Here is a 13,414-nt window from a genome sequence, read left to right as displayed (position 1 = left end):
TGGCATGCTTCGGGATGTAAGCATTACGTATTTTGGCTAATTTCTCTTATTTAAAAGTATGGCTCTGCGCCGGCCTTTGCTGCGCATTTGGCAAGGCTGTGGCCCAACACCCACAGGACACCACCCAACTACAGCTAGGCACCGTGGAGGTTTTTGGCAAGCCTGCCGAGGTTTTTGCTGCCGGCAGCCACGTGGAACAGCTCGATAGCGCCTACCTGAGCACGTACAGTTCCGGCTCTCTGGCCGAGGCCCTGCAGGCCCGCACTCCCTTATACCTCAAAAGCTATGGGGTCAGTGGCATCTCGTCGGTGAGTTTCCGGGGCACAAACGCCAGCCAAACCGCCGTGCTTTGGAATGGGCTTAACATTGCACCAGCCACCCTCGGCCAGGCTGATTTTTCGACATTACCCCTTAGCGGGCTTGGTGATGTGGCGGTTCAGTATGGCTCGGCGGCGGCAAGCTATGGCAGCGGGGCTATTGGCGGGGCCGTGCTATTGAACTCCCCAAAGCATAAAACGCAAGGCTTGGGAGGCGATGTAAAGCTGGAAGCAGGCAGTTTTGGGCGCTATTTCGGTAGCGGCAGCCTAGGGTATACCAGCGGCAAGTTTAGCTACGGGCTTAGTACTTACGGGCTGCTGGCCGAAAATAACTTCACTTTCCGGGACCTGAGCAGGTTTAAAACCCCGGAAACAAAGCAGGAACACGCTGCTGTGGCGCAACATGGCTTTACCCAGGATTTTGGCTGGCAACTCTCCCCTAAAACTGACCTAGCCGTGCATGGCTGGTACACGTACTCAGACCGCGAGGTGCAACCTTCTATGGGTTCTGCCGATACCGATGCCCGCCAACTGGACGAAAGCCTCCGCCTGATGACTGAGCTAAAACACCTAAGCAGCCTGGGGCAAACCAATATCAAAGCAGCTTATTTTAAGGATCACCTCCATTTTACCGACCTGAGCAACGACTCCGAATCAGACGTAAACACATACCAGCTGCAGGCAGAGCAAACCTATACTTACGGCAACCGCTGGCGCCTGCGCGGGGGTATAAACATGCAGCACTTTGCCGCGCAGAACGATGGCTACGCCGGGCCGGCAGAAGAAAACCGCACGGCTCTGTTCGCTTTGTTCCGCTACGACCCGGCGCAACAGCTACAACTCTCCCTGAACCTACGCCAAGCTTTTGTGGATGGCTATAACCCGCCGCTAACTCCGGCACTCGGCTTCAACTGGAAGTTCTTTAACAACAACCGGCACCAAGTATCGCTTAAGGGCAACGCCAGCGGCAGCTACCGCGCACCGACACTAAACGACCGCTTTTGGGCCAATGCAGGCAACCCAGACCTGCGCCCCGAGCAAGGCCGTAACTTTGAGCTGGGTCTGCGCCATGTGCTGGTGCAGGGCAGTAACCTCCTGTTGCAAACTGAAGCCACCGGGTATTACATGCTGCTAGACGACTGGATACAATGGGCGCCTAACAGTAACGGCACTTGGCGGCCAGTCAACCTGCAAAAAGTAGAAAGCAAGGGCTTTGAGCTGAGTGCGTCGGCTACTGCCACCTGGGGCAAGTGGCAACTAAACAGCACCGCCGCCTATACTTATACTTCCTCGGTACAGAAAGAAGTATACGAAAACAACTCTGACGGCCTTGGCAAGCAGCTGATGTATGTTCCGCAACACAAAGCGGTTCTCTCTACGGCGGCAAAGTATAAATCATGGAGCTTACTGGGCACCCTAAACTATACCGGCTTGCGCTATACCTCAAACTCCGAAACCACCAGTCTGGACGATTTCCTGCTGCTGAACCTGGCATTTACCAAACGCTTGCAGCTTGGCCCCAACATCCTGCTGCTCTCGCTGCGCTCCGATAACGCCACCAACGCTGAATACCAGACCATGTCTGCCCGGGCCATGCCGCCGCGTGGCTATACGCTCAGCCTGCGCTTTATACTTCCCTAGATTACCCATTTATTCATACTATAAACTATAATGAGAAAACTAAATAACTTCCGCAGCTTATTGCTTGCTGTATCGCTGGTCTTCAGCTCTTTTGCTTTTACTGGTTGCAACGATGATAACGATGGCCCAAGTGGCGCCTATTCCGAGAATGGGGTATTTGTGGTTAACGAAGGTGGCTTTAACAACTCTAACAGTTCTGTTACCTTTTATAACAGTAACTCCGGCCAGGCCGAGCAACAGGTTTTCCAGACGGTAAATAAGCGTTTATTAGGAGATATCGCCCAAAGCATGGTGCTGCACGATGACCGGGCCTTTATTGTGGTGAACAACAGCAACAAGCTGGAGGTGGTAAATGCAGCCACGTTCCAGAGTGTAGCCACCGTAGAAGGCCTGAATCAACCGCGTTACTTCGCTGCCCTTAACAACCAGAAAGGCTACGCCACGGAATGGCTTATGTATGACCCGGCAACATACGAGTACCCAACCGGGCGCGTAGCAGTAATCGACCTGGAGAGTTATACTGTGCTTAAGACGATTAACGTTGGCACGCAGCCAGAGGCACTTGCTATTGTAGGCGGCAAATTGTTTGTTGCCAACCAGGGCAGCAATACAGTTACCGTTATCAATACGGCTACAGATGCGGTAGAGAAAACAATCCCCGTAACCGATTACCCTACAAGTATAGCCGTGGATGCCAGCAACAATGTTTGGGTTCTGAGCAGCGGCAAAAAGGTTTACGCCACTTACCCGGATATTGACCCAGCTAAGAGCACAGCCGGCGCATTAACTAAGATCAGTGGTGCAGATGGCTCGGTTATCAGTACTTTTGCTTTTCCGGATGTAGCGGCCGGTGCCAGCAAACTTGTGCTTAATGGTGCCCGAAACACGCTATACTATAGCTATGGCGGCAAAGTGTATAAGCAGGAAACCAATGCCAGCAGCCTGAACCATACCCTTGTAGTGAATAAAAACTTTTACGCCATCGGCGTAGACCCAGAGAATGGTTACATCTATGGCGGCGCGCAAGACGGCTTCACCGCTGATGGAACAGTATATGTGTATCGCCCGGACGGCACGCAGGTAACAACCTTTAAAGCAGGAATTGGCCCTAACGGGTTTGTATTCAATTAAACTGCCTAACTTTAAAAACAAGAGAGCCTGCCTCGTATTTGAGGCAGGCTCTCTTGCTTTAAAGTTAGGTAGGATTCTTATTGCTGCACTTCGTCGCGCTTTACGCCATCACCTTTGCCATCGTAGGCGCCATCGCCTAGGGCTTTGTTCGTGTTATCGTCGTGGTTTTCGTGGTCGGCATGATCGTAGTGGCTTTCCAGGCTATCGGCTTCGTCGTAACGGGCTGGCTGGTCCCCTTCATCTCCTACCATCTCGCCCTCATCCCGGATATCGCTACGCTCTACATTTGTTTCTCCGGGGCTCGTGCCGGTGTCGCAGCTTGTAAGCCCACCCAGTGTAAAGGCTGTTGCAGCCACTCCAAGTATGGCTGCGCTTATGTTATGCTTATTCATAGTTAATAGTCGTTTCAATTAAACATGGTATGGCCAGTAGCCACCTACCTATGTACGACTGCCGTTTGCCAAGAGTTAAGGCGCACCAGCAGGCCCTCCCTTTCGTAAAAAAGTATATTGTTAAACTTAGTTTCAAAAACGATGGAAGAGAAAGGAAAGAAAACACCACCCACAGAAACCACCAAAGACGATTCCTCAGATGTGGAGCAGGTAAAGAAACTCCGCCAGGGGCCACCACCCCAGAAAACGCCTACAGAGAAGACCCCACCTCATTCATCAGAAAATGAGGAAGCGCAAAAAGGGCATTCCTGATTTTTTTATATGATGATAACACCTTACTTTGCGCTCAAAGTTAAGCCCCATGAAACAAATAGTTCTCAGACCGCAGCTGCGCCGCAAGCTGCTCATTATTGCGGTTATAAGTCTGTTGCTGGCATCGGCACTAGAGATGTATACCTTTGGGCTGCATTCTGATTTTCCGGGGAGGTGGCTGCGCAGCTTTTTGGTGTTTTACGTTCTGATTGCTATTACATCACTTCTGATTGTACCAGGTGTAAACTACGGTATGGGCAAGTTTATAAGACGATAAACCTTTAGTGCAAAGTATAAAAGCAAAAGCGCCTGTGGTTTTTAACTGCAGGCGCTTTTGCTTTAAGCTAGTGTGGTTTAGTTAGTGAGTGCCTGCCCCTCTAAAGAAACGGAGGCCAGGTGGTGCGCGGCGCTATCTTGTTGTTTGTTTCCAGCCAGCTTGCGCTTTACCATTTTTCTAAAGCTATGTGTAATGTTTGGGGCTACAATATCATGGTGTCTAACCGCCTGAAGCGCGTGCTCTAGGCAGCAAACACTTCTTACGGCAGGGTTGCTGCCTTTGGTAACAACCCTGCTTTTTTCAGGTGCAGAGTACACCTGCTTTAGCCCCGTTTCCTGCCAGTGCAACAGGTATACAGCTAGCACCAGAAGCGATAGTGTAAAGCCAGCATGCAATGTTTTCCGTACGTTCATGGCCCAAATTTGATTATTGCAGCATTTTATAGAAATCAACTAAGCAAATATAAATAAAATTCCACAGAATTATCACCAATCCCATATTAAATATTTATTAATCATTATATCTAAGTTTAAGGATATAGATTTAGCGTTAGGTGGTGCATGAACCACTAGCGCTTACAGGCTGTTGCAAGGGCGGCAGTACCTTAGATAATGCGTCAGAAACCTGTACTTTTGCAATTGGCGCTGCTGCCAACCAACTATATAAATGCTGATTTATTTTGAAAAAGCCGACTATACTGCTGCTAACGCCGCCCCTTACGCAACTTAACACGCCCTACCCGGCCACAGCATACCTGAAAGGCTTTCTGGCCGGCCAAGATTTTAGCGTTACGCAAGCCGACATGGGTATTGAGTTGGTACTGCGCATGTTCTCTAAAGATGGACTGCAGCAGATTTTTGAGGCGATAGAACAAGGTGGCTATAAACTTTCGGATAACAGCCTGCGCATGCTGCGCCTGAAGCGCGAGTATCTGCACACCATTGAGCCGGTTATCCGTTTTTTACAAAACAAGGATAATACGCTGGCCCAGCAGATAAGCTACAGCCGCTTTTTGCCAGAGGCCGCCCGCTTCGATCAGGTAGAGGACATTGATTGGGCCTTCGGAAGTATGGGCATCACCGACCGTGCCCGCTACCTGGCCACCTTATACTTAGAAGACCTCGGCGACCTGATAAAAGAAACCGTTTGCCCATACTTTGCCTTCAGCCGTTACGCCGAGAGCCTGGCTATGTCTGCCACTAGCTTCGACCCGCTGGAGCATGCCCTGCAACTGCCGCCCAACCTAGTGGATAAACTGCTGCTAGAACTCCTGGAGCAACACATGCAGCAGGTGCAGCCCGATGTGGTGGGCTTCTCCATCCCGTTTCCGGGCAACCTGTATGGCGGGCTACGCATGGCGCAGTACATCAAGGCAAAGTACCCGCATATAAAAACCATGATGGGCGGCGGCTACCCCAACACCGAGCTGCGCAGCCTGCGCGAGCCACGCCTCTTTAAGTATATTGATTTCGTGACGCTGGATGATGGCGAGGGCCCGTGGCTGAAACTGCTCGAGCACCTGCAGGGCCAGCGCGACGTGGAGCAGTTGCAGCGCACATTTATACTTGCCGATGGCCAGGTGCAGTACATCAACGGCAGCACCGACCCTGATATTCCGCATACCGAGGTGGGCACCCCAGACTACAGCGACCTGCGCCTGCAGGATTATCTCTCGGTGATCGACGTGATAAACCCGATGCACCGCCTCTGGAGCGATGGTCGCTGGAACAAGCTCACCATTGCCCACGGATGCTACTGGAAACGCTGCTCCTTCTGCGACATCACCCTAGATTATATAAACCGCTACGATGTGGCCCCGGCAACCTTGCTGGTAGACCGTATTGAGCAGATAATCGCACAAACCGGGCAAACAGGTTTCCACTTTGTGGATGAGGCCGCGCCTCCTGCCCCGCTCCGCGATATGGCGATTGAACTGATCAGGCGCGGCGTGAAAATAAGCTGGTGGGGAAATATCCGATTCGAGAAAACCTTTACGCCGGACCTGTGCCGCCTGCTTGCCGATTCTGGTTGTATTGCCGTATCGGGTGGTTTGGAAGTAGCTTCTAACAGGCTCCTGGATCTGATGGAGAAGGGCGTGAGTATTGAGCAGGTAGCGCGCGTAACCGATGCCTTTACGCAGGCCGGCATTATGGTGCATGCTTACCTCATGTATGGCTTCCCGACCCAAACAACCCAGGAAACCATCGACTCGCTGGAGGTGGTGCGCCAGCTGTTTATAAACAATGTGATACAATCAGGCTACTGGCACCGCTTCAGCATGACGGCACATAGCCCTGTGGGCAAAAATCCGGAGAAGTATAGCGTGGTAAAAGTTGGCCCCGAGGAAGGCCCATTTGCCAACAACGACTTGTGGCACGACGACCCGAAAGGCACCGACCATACTATGTTTGGCGAAGGCCTGGCCAAGGCTATCTATAACTATATGCATGGCGTGGCTTTAGAAGAGCCCCTCTCGTTCTGGTTCGATTTTAAGACGCCACGCACCAAGCTGCGCCCTAACTTAATTTATAATGCTATCCAGCAGCCGCCTAAACCTGATACCGAGCGCCGCAATGCCCGGGTGCTTTGGATGGGTGGCGTGCCCGAGATAGAGTTTACCATGTATGCCAAGAAAGGCGAAACTCTGGAACGCTGCCTGCTTACGTTCTTCGAGAAGGCCGAGGACTTCCAGGTGAAAACCACTGCCATTATTGGCCAATGGCTCTTTGATATACTCCAGAAAATTACGCCGGAGGATGCGGCCAGAACCTTGAAGCAGTTGGAAGAAAGTTTCCCGGTGGAGGCGCATCTCAATTTTGCCGAGTTCATGAGCTCCCCAACCTGGTTCGAGCTCCGGGAAAAAGGATTACTGCTGCTATAGCATAAAAAACCCGAAGCTGGTTAAACAGCTTCGGGTTTTTTGCTTATTCATTTTTGCTTGCCTGCGGCACTTTGTAATCTATGCCAAACCGTTTGAGGTAATCCTCTAAAGGCTCCAGGCCCATTTCTTCGCGCCGCTTGTTTACGTTGGCTTCGTCGGCTATTTTATACAGCTCTGGCTGCCCCGTTTCGTTGTTTACATTAAGCTGGCTCCCGTAAATCTGGAGCTTGCCGTTGTTCATTAGCACGCGGTCCTCCATTAGGGCTAGCTGGCTTTTTTCGGCTTCGCCTTTTGCGGCAGCCTCGCGTAGCTGTGGCAGGTACTTCTCCATGGTTTCTTTATCACTGTGCTGGATAACCAGAAAAGCTGCCAGGCTTGCCTGCTTGCCTACCATACTTTTGCCCGGCCAGCCATGTGCATCAATAATTCCAGTCACCTGCTTTTTATTCTCCTCGTCTGTAGCAATCATTTTTTGAATGGCCTGCTTTACCTCTTCGGAGTTAATGCTGTACTTGGATGTGACTGCCTGGTATTCCTGGCGCACGCCCTGGTCGGTTTTAAGGATTTGCTCCAATTGCGCTTTAAGCGGTTTATCATACTTGGCCTCCTGCGCCGCCACTTTCTTTTCTAACTCCCCAACAAGCTGATTCCACCGCTTGTCGGTGTGTAGACTGCTTAAGTCGGTATCTTGCTTTAGGTGCCCAACATTATCCCAGCCTAAAGCCACGGCTTTGTTGAGGTTGGCAAATGCCTTGGCTTTGTTTCCGGCCAATGCCCAGGAGCAGGCGGCGTTGTAATGATCGGAAGCATTACCCTTGCCTTGCGCAAACGCTTTTTCGTAGGTTTCGCCGGAGGCTTTGTAGGCTTTGGCATCATACTTGGCGGTGGCCTCGCTTATACTTTGCGCTGAGGCAGCAAACGCCATACTTGCGCAAAGTATGGCTGTTAATAAGGTTCGTTTCATAGCATATAAAGATTTGTATCTATCAATATAAAGTACCTCAGGCAAACAAGCAACTCATTGCCAGGCTATTCTACAAATGCGCGCAGCTGCTTGGCAAGCTTTTTTGGCAACCCCATGCAACCTCCCGCATACTTCCTGCATCTTAGTTATGGAAGCCGGCTCTAAAGCCGCCAGCTTTCAGACTACTACCTACTCCTACCAAATAAAACTATGAAGAAGGCCTGGCCCCGCCCCACTTGCTCCTGCTCCGAGCCGGGGCGGGACTTCCAGGCAAAAGCATTACCTAAGGTTTTAAACATAAGCGGCTCCCATACTTTGTACAGGAGCCGTTTCTGTTTTTATGTAGTACAGGGCCTTACTATTTCATATAGGCATCCCGGGTGGCTTTAAACTCAGAGCCTTGCTTCCACTGCGGCCACTCCTGCGAGTAAGCCAAACGCTTGCCTACCTTAAACAGCAGACTGAGGTCTGCTACGGCACCATCCAGCTTCAGGCCGGGGTGCATTTGGTCGGAGGGTTTGTGGTAATAGCTGGCAAAGTACTCATCCAGCTTTTCTTTGCCATAGGCTTTGCCTTTACCCACATGGTCTATGCCCGGGCCAACAAACAGCGCCGGCACGCCTATTTTCGCGAAGTTAAAATGATCAGACCTGTAGTATAAACCGGCCTCCGGGTTCTCTTCCGGCGCAACATACCTGCCTATGGCTTCAGCCTCCTCGGTAATATACTCCTCCAACTCCGATTGGCCCAACCCATACAGCACAATGTCTTTGGTCTTGCCATAGGGGTTCATCATGTCCATGTTGATGTCTGCCACTGTTTTCTCCTTCGGGAAAATCGGGTGCTCCGCGTAGTATGCCGAGCCCCAGAGGCCCTGCTCTTCGGCAGTAACGGCCAGAAACACGATACTCCTTTCAGGCAGCTCGGGTAAGGATTTAAAAGCTCTGGCAAGCTCCAGCAGGCCAGCCACACCGGTGGCATCGTCTACGGCGCCGTTGTAGATGCTGTCACCGGAGGCATCGGCTTTGCCGTAGCCCAGGTGGTCCCAGTGTGCCGAGTAAAGTATGGCCTCATCGGGGTGTTTGCTGCCGGTTATCTTAGCCACGAAGTTGTAGCTCTTGTCGTAAGTGGCGCTTACTTTTAGCGAAGTACTGATATTTATACCCATGGGCTCCGGCTTTGCACCGGACTTGGAGGCCTTCTGCACAGTGGTGGCATAATCCATACCTGCCGCCTGAAAAAGCTTCTGAGCCGTGGCATCGGTTACCCAACCCTCTATGGCGCATTTATAGGTTTCGTCGCCGCGCGTATCCAGGTATAGTTTGGAGGTGTTCCAGTTGTTTTGCACTACCTCAAAGCCGTAGCCTGCCGGTTCGGTGTTATGGATGATCAGGCAACCTTTAGCGCCCTGCCTGGCGGCCTCCTCAAACTTGTAGGTCCAGCGGCCATAGTATGTCATCGCCCTGCCCTTGAAAACATCCGGTGCCTGCTCATAAAAACCTGGGTCGTTCACCATGATCAGCACCACTTTATCTTTCACATCCAGGCCGGCATAGTCGTTCCAGTTATACTCTGGGGCCACAATGCCAAAGCCTGCAAATACCAGCTCGCTCTTATCCAGGGTTATACTTGGCTCGGTGCGGCGGGTCCAGAGCACGTAGTCTTCGCGGCCTTGCAACTCCAGGGTTTTGCCTTTGCCGCTCACCGTCATACTTGGGGCCGGGCTTGTGCGGATGTCCACCATCGGCACTTCCTGCAAAAAGCTATCTCCATTACCGGGTTCCAAGCCCAGCGCCTTAAACTCCTTCTCCAGGTATGCCAGCGTCTTTTTCTCGCCGGAGGTAAATGGCTTTCGGCCTTCCAGCTCGTCGGCGGCCAGCGCGGTTAGGTAGGCGCCATAGCTCTCTTCGGAAAGCACGGCTGCGCTTTCTCCGGAGTTATCAGGTTTATCAGAATTACAGGATGAGCAAAGCGCTACCAACACAGGCAGCACAAAGTATAACAGCTGTTTATTCATAGTATGCGGTTCTATAGTATGATATGTGCTTGATCAAGATACTAGTATACGGGCTTATCTCATAAAAAAGGCAGCTACTTTTCAGCAGCTGCCTTGCTAAGTAAATACTTAATCTCGTTTGGTCTTCAGCATTTTCCGAAGCTCTGCAAGCTCGTCTCTATACTTGGCTGCCTGCAAAAAGTCGAGGTCTTTGGCGGCAACCTCCATTTGTTTTTCTGTTTTCTTGATGAGTTTTTCCAGCTCTTCGCGTTTCATGGTTTGGATGATCGGTTCGGCGGCAAGTGATATGTCCTCCGGCCCAGTATACATCTTCACCTCTTTCTTGCGCGCATCGGCCACAGAGGTTTGCCCCATAATCTCGTCCTTGGATTTGAGCACTGTGCGCGGCGTAATGCCATGCTCCTCGTTATAGGCCATCTGCGTGGCACGGCGGCGGTTCGTCTCGTCTATGGCGCGCTCCATGGAGCCCGTCATGCGGTCGGCGTACATAATTACCTTTCCCTTTTCGTTACGGGCAGCGCGGCCCATGGTCTGTATCAGCGAGCGCTGATCGCGCAGGAAGCCTTCTTTATCGGCGTCAAGTATGGCTACTAAGCTTACCTCAGGCAAGTCGAGCCCCTCGCGCAGCAGGTTCACCCCGATCAGCACATCAATTATACCCAGGCGCAACTCCCGCAGAATCTCCACCCTATCCAGCGATTTAACCTCGGAGTGCAGGTATTTCACTTTGATGTTGAGGCGCTCCAGGTACTTGGCCAACTCCTCCGACATACGTTTGGTGAGCGTAGTTACCAGCACGCGCGCGCCTTCTTTTACGCGCTCATCAATTTCATCCAGCAGGTCATCCACTTGGTTGGTGCTTGGCCGCACTTCAATAACAGGGTCTAGCAGGCCGGTTGGGCGAATGATTTGCTCCACAATGACACCTTCTGATTTCTGGATCTCATAATCGCCGGGGGTGGCACTCACAAACACCACCTGGTGCATCAGGCTCTCGAACTCGTTAAAGGTAAGCGGGCGGTTGTCCATGGCGGCCGGCAAACGGAAGCCATACTCTACCAAGGCAACTTTCCTGGACCTGTCGCCGCCCCACATGGCGCGCACCTGCGGTATGGTTACATGGCTCTCGTCTATCACCATCAGGAAATCATCCGGGAAATAATCGAGCAGGCAGAACGGACGGGCACCGGGTGCGCGGCGGTCGAAGTACCTGGAGTAGTTCTCGATGCCAGAGCAGTAACCCAGTTCACGGATCATCTCCAGGTCAAATTCGGTGCGTTCTTTTATGCGCTTTGCTTCGGCTGGCCGGTCTTCTTTCAGGAAATAATCGTGCTGCGCTACCAGGTCATACTGTATCTCGCTGATGGCCTGGTTCAGCGTGTCCTTGCCTGTCACGAAGAGGTTGGCCGGGTAAAGCGTCACGGCACTTTCATCAGACAGCTTTTTACCCGAGGCCGGATCGATGCGGTGAATCTGCTCCAACTCGTCGCCGAAGAAGTATAAGCGGTAAGCAAAGTCTGCATAGGCCGGATAGATATCCACGGTATCGCCCTTTACCCGAAATGTTCCACGTGTGAACTCACCCTCGGTGCGGCTGTAGAGAATCTGCACAAATGTATAGAGCAAGTTGTTGCGGCTGTACCGCTGGCCCGGTGCCAGGTATAACACGTTCTTGCCGAACTCCTCGGGGTTACCGATACCGTAAATGCAGGAAACGGAGGCAACCACCACAATGTCGCGGCGGCCTGAGAGCAACGCCGAGGTAGTGTGCAGGCGCAGTTTCTCGATCTCCTCGTTAATTTGCAGGTCTTTTTCTATGAATACATCCGAAGAGGCGATGTACGCTTCGGGCTGATAGTAGTCATAGTATGAGATAAAGTATTCTACCGCATTGTCCGGGAAGAACTGCTTAAACTCACCGTAAAGCTGCGCAGCCAATGTTTTGTTGTGGCAAAGCACTAACGTGGGTTTACCTGTATTCTTAATAACGTTGGCCATGGTAAAGGTTTTACCCGTACCTGTGGCGCCCAGCAACACCTGAGCAGGCTCTCCCTTATTAACGCCCTCAGTGAGTTGGGCTATCGCTTTCGGCTGGTCGCCGGTTGGTTGAAATTCTGAGGTTAACTTAAAATCCATTCGCTTGTTTTACGGATTAGTAAAGATAAACTATAACATTTAAAATCGGCAGTAAGTTTAGGCTGCGGCTAACGTTATACCATCTGTACGAAGGCGCCTCCAAAAGGCTTTGGGTAAAGAAAAAGCCTGCTGCATGGCAACAGGCTTAGTGCACTATGTTACAGAAAATCGATTCAGGAACTGAGGGCTGCCCCTGCGCAACGTGGTCCGTATCCAGGGCTGCTTCTATACCCATGACCCTGCCTCACACCAAACGGTTGCAGACAAGCGCAAAAAAAAGCAGCCGGGTTTTGGCCGGCTGCTTTTTTTTGCGCTTGTAACTATCTGCTAGTCGTTAGCGATAGTCGGGTTTAGTATCCACAGATCATCGTAGCGGATGTTGCCGGAGTTGCCCAGGCCAATGTAGCCGCGCTCACCGATGCCAAAGCCGATGGCCCCTAATCTACCGCCACCTGTAAAGTTAGTCAGTTGGGTCCAGGTGTCGCTTAGCGGGTCGTATTCCCAGGCGTCGAGGTAGTTTGCCGCTCCGTTGGTGCCAGCCACTAGGTATGCCTTGTTGTTAACCGTAAAGGTGGTTGCAAACGTACGAAGTGCCGGATACTCTTCCTCAGGGCGTTGTTCTGTGTTAAGGTTCTTCTTGGTGCTCCACTCGCCAGTGGCAGGGTCAAACTCCAATAGGTCGTCTTGATATACATTGTTGTTTTGGCCACCACCCACGTAACCTTTTCCATTTACAGTAAAGGTAAACCCGTTTAAGCGCTTCGCTCCTTTTAAACCGGTTTGCTCGGTCCAGGTGGCAGTAGCCGGGTCATACTGCCAGAAGTCTTTCTGATAGTTGCCATCGTAGCCAGCCCCCACATAGCCTTTGGTTTCGAAAGACATGGCAATGGCACCGTAGCGGGCCGAAGCCGGGAAGTCAGCAATCTGAGTCCATTGGCCATTGCCTTGGTTGCCAGCAGGATCAAACTCATAAAAGTCTTTCAGGTATCCGTCGCCGGTATAACCGGTACCAATATAGCCTTTCCCGTTTGCCGAGAAACCAACGGCACCACTGCGTGCTTCACCGGGCAAGTCAGCCAGCCTTTTCCAATTACCCGTTGCCGGGTCAAACATCCAGAAATCTTTAAGGCGGTTATTTCCATCAAAGCCAGTGCCCACATACGCCTTGCCGTTAATTACAAACGACACTGCGCTGCTACGCCCTACGCCTGCAAAATCAGGGCCTTGCTGCCAGGCGCCTAATACTACATCATCATCACTGGTATCGCAAGAAGAGAACACGCACAACGATAACACAAAAGCCGCCACCGCCCAAATGCGCATGTTTTTGAAAAGGTTATTCATAG

11 protein-coding genes are annotated in these 13,414 nt (G+C 51.7%); 5 read left to right on the top strand and 6 right to left on the bottom strand.

Annotation, left to right across the window (positions count from 1 at the left end):
• Positions 1–32 precede the first annotated feature (32 nt).
• Positions 33–1,958, top strand: coding sequence for a TonB-dependent receptor plug domain-containing protein (locus D1627_RS12905; RefSeq protein ID WP_119432681.1), 1,926 nt, complete (start codon positions 33–35; stop codon positions 1,956–1,958).
• Between the two features lie 30 nt (positions 1,959–1,988).
• Positions 1,989–3,089: a YncE family protein gene (locus tag D1627_RS12900; RefSeq protein WP_119432680.1), complete on the top strand. Its 1,101-nt coding sequence runs from the start codon at positions 1,989–1,991 to the stop codon at positions 3,087–3,089.
• A gap of 77 nt (positions 3,090–3,166) precedes the next feature.
• Here the strand turns inward: D1627_RS12900 and D1627_RS12895 are convergent, their stop codons facing one another.
• Positions 3,167–3,481 carry a hypothetical protein gene (locus D1627_RS12895; protein ID WP_119432679.1) on the bottom strand — a complete coding sequence of 105 codons (315 nt, stop codon included), beginning with the start codon at positions 3,479–3,481 and terminating at the stop codon, positions 3,167–3,169.
• Positions 3,482–3,622: 141 nt separating this feature from the next.
• Between D1627_RS12895 and D1627_RS18365 the strand changes: the two genes are divergently transcribed.
• Positions 3,623–3,793 (top strand): hypothetical protein, encoded by a 171-nt coding sequence (locus tag D1627_RS18365; protein ID WP_158607185.1) that lies wholly within the window; start codon positions 3,623–3,625, stop codon positions 3,791–3,793.
• Positions 3,794–3,842: 49 nt separating this feature from the next.
• Positions 3,843–4,070 (top strand): DUF2798 domain-containing protein, encoded by a 228-nt coding sequence (locus tag D1627_RS12890; RefSeq protein ID WP_119432678.1) that lies wholly within the window; start codon positions 3,843–3,845, stop codon positions 4,068–4,070.
• A gap of 77 nt (positions 4,071–4,147) precedes the next feature.
• Here D1627_RS12890 and D1627_RS12885 read toward each other — a convergent pair whose 3' ends face one another.
• Positions 4,148–4,483 carry a hypothetical protein gene (locus D1627_RS12885; RefSeq protein ID WP_119432677.1) on the bottom strand — a complete coding sequence of 112 codons (336 nt, stop codon included), beginning with the start codon at positions 4,481–4,483 and terminating at the stop codon, positions 4,148–4,150.
• 266 nt (positions 4,484–4,749) lie between these two features.
• On the opposite strand from D1627_RS12885, the gene D1627_RS12880 reads away from it, so the two are divergent.
• A complete protein-coding gene (locus tag D1627_RS12880; RefSeq protein ID WP_119432676.1) occupies positions 4,750–6,951 on the top strand; it encodes a B12-binding domain-containing radical SAM protein in 2,202 nt (733 codons plus the stop codon).
• A 43-nt stretch (positions 6,952–6,994) separates the two neighbouring features.
• On the opposite strand, the gene D1627_RS12875 is transcribed toward D1627_RS12880, so the two are convergent.
• The 4 genes from D1627_RS12875 to D1627_RS12860 form a co-directional block, all read right to left on the bottom strand.
• The gene (locus tag D1627_RS12875; RefSeq protein ID WP_119432675.1) at positions 6,995–7,915 is read right to left on the bottom strand and encodes a DUF6624 domain-containing protein; all 921 of its coding nucleotides are present in this window, start codon (positions 7,913–7,915) and stop codon (positions 6,995–6,997) included.
• 358 nt (positions 7,916–8,273) lie between these two features.
• The gene (locus D1627_RS12870) at positions 8,274–9,932 is read right to left on the bottom strand and encodes a M28 family metallopeptidase (RefSeq protein ID WP_119432674.1); all 1,659 of its coding nucleotides are present in this window, start codon (positions 9,930–9,932) and stop codon (positions 8,274–8,276) included.
• 108 nt (positions 9,933–10,040) lie between these two features.
• A complete protein-coding gene (uvrB, locus tag D1627_RS12865; RefSeq protein WP_119432673.1) occupies positions 10,041–12,068 on the bottom strand; it encodes an excinuclease ABC subunit UvrB in 2,028 nt (675 codons plus the stop codon).
• Between the two features lie 327 nt (positions 12,069–12,395).
• Positions 12,396–13,412 carry a Kelch repeat-containing protein gene (locus D1627_RS12860; RefSeq protein ID WP_119432672.1) on the bottom strand — a complete coding sequence of 339 codons (1,017 nt, stop codon included), beginning with the start codon at positions 13,410–13,412 and terminating at the stop codon, positions 12,396–12,398.
• Positions 13,413–13,414: the final 2 nt, after the last annotated feature.

This window comes from Pontibacter oryzae, from assembly GCF_003576375.1.
Lineage (GTDB): Bacteria > Bacteroidota > Bacteroidia > Cytophagales > Hymenobacteraceae > Pontibacter > Pontibacter oryzae.
The sequence above is the reverse complement of the archived record's forward strand: the minus strand, read 5'-3'. Positions and strand labels throughout refer to the sequence as shown.

Coding starts and splice junctions, on each gene's coding strand:
- D1627_RS12900 (WP_119432680.1), top strand. CDS start 1,989: ATGAGAAAACTAAATAACTTCCGCAGCTTATTGCTTGCTGTATCGCTG.
- D1627_RS12895 (WP_119432679.1), bottom strand. CDS start 3,481: ATGAATAAGCATAACATAAGCGCAGCCATACTTGGAGTGGCTGCAACA.
- D1627_RS18365 (WP_158607185.1), top strand. CDS start 3,623: ATGGAAGAGAAAGGAAAGAAAACACCACCCACAGAAACCACCAAAGAC.
- D1627_RS12890 (WP_119432678.1), top strand. CDS start 3,843: ATGAAACAAATAGTTCTCAGACCGCAGCTGCGCCGCAAGCTGCTCATT.
- D1627_RS12885 (WP_119432677.1), bottom strand. CDS start 4,483: ATGAACGTACGGAAAACATTGCATGCTGGCTTTACACTATCGCTTCTG.
- D1627_RS12875 (WP_119432675.1), bottom strand. CDS start 7,915: ATGAAACGAACCTTATTAACAGCCATACTTTGCGCAAGTATGGCGTTT.
- D1627_RS12870 (WP_119432674.1), bottom strand. CDS start 9,932: ATGAATAAACAGCTGTTATACTTTGTGCTGCCTGTGTTGGTAGCGCTT.
- uvrB (WP_119432673.1), bottom strand. CDS start 12,068: ATGGATTTTAAGTTAACCTCAGAATTTCAACCAACCGGCGACCAGCCG.
- D1627_RS12860 (WP_119432672.1), bottom strand. CDS start 13,412: ATGAATAACCTTTTCAAAAACATGCGCATTTGGGCGGTGGCGGCTTTT.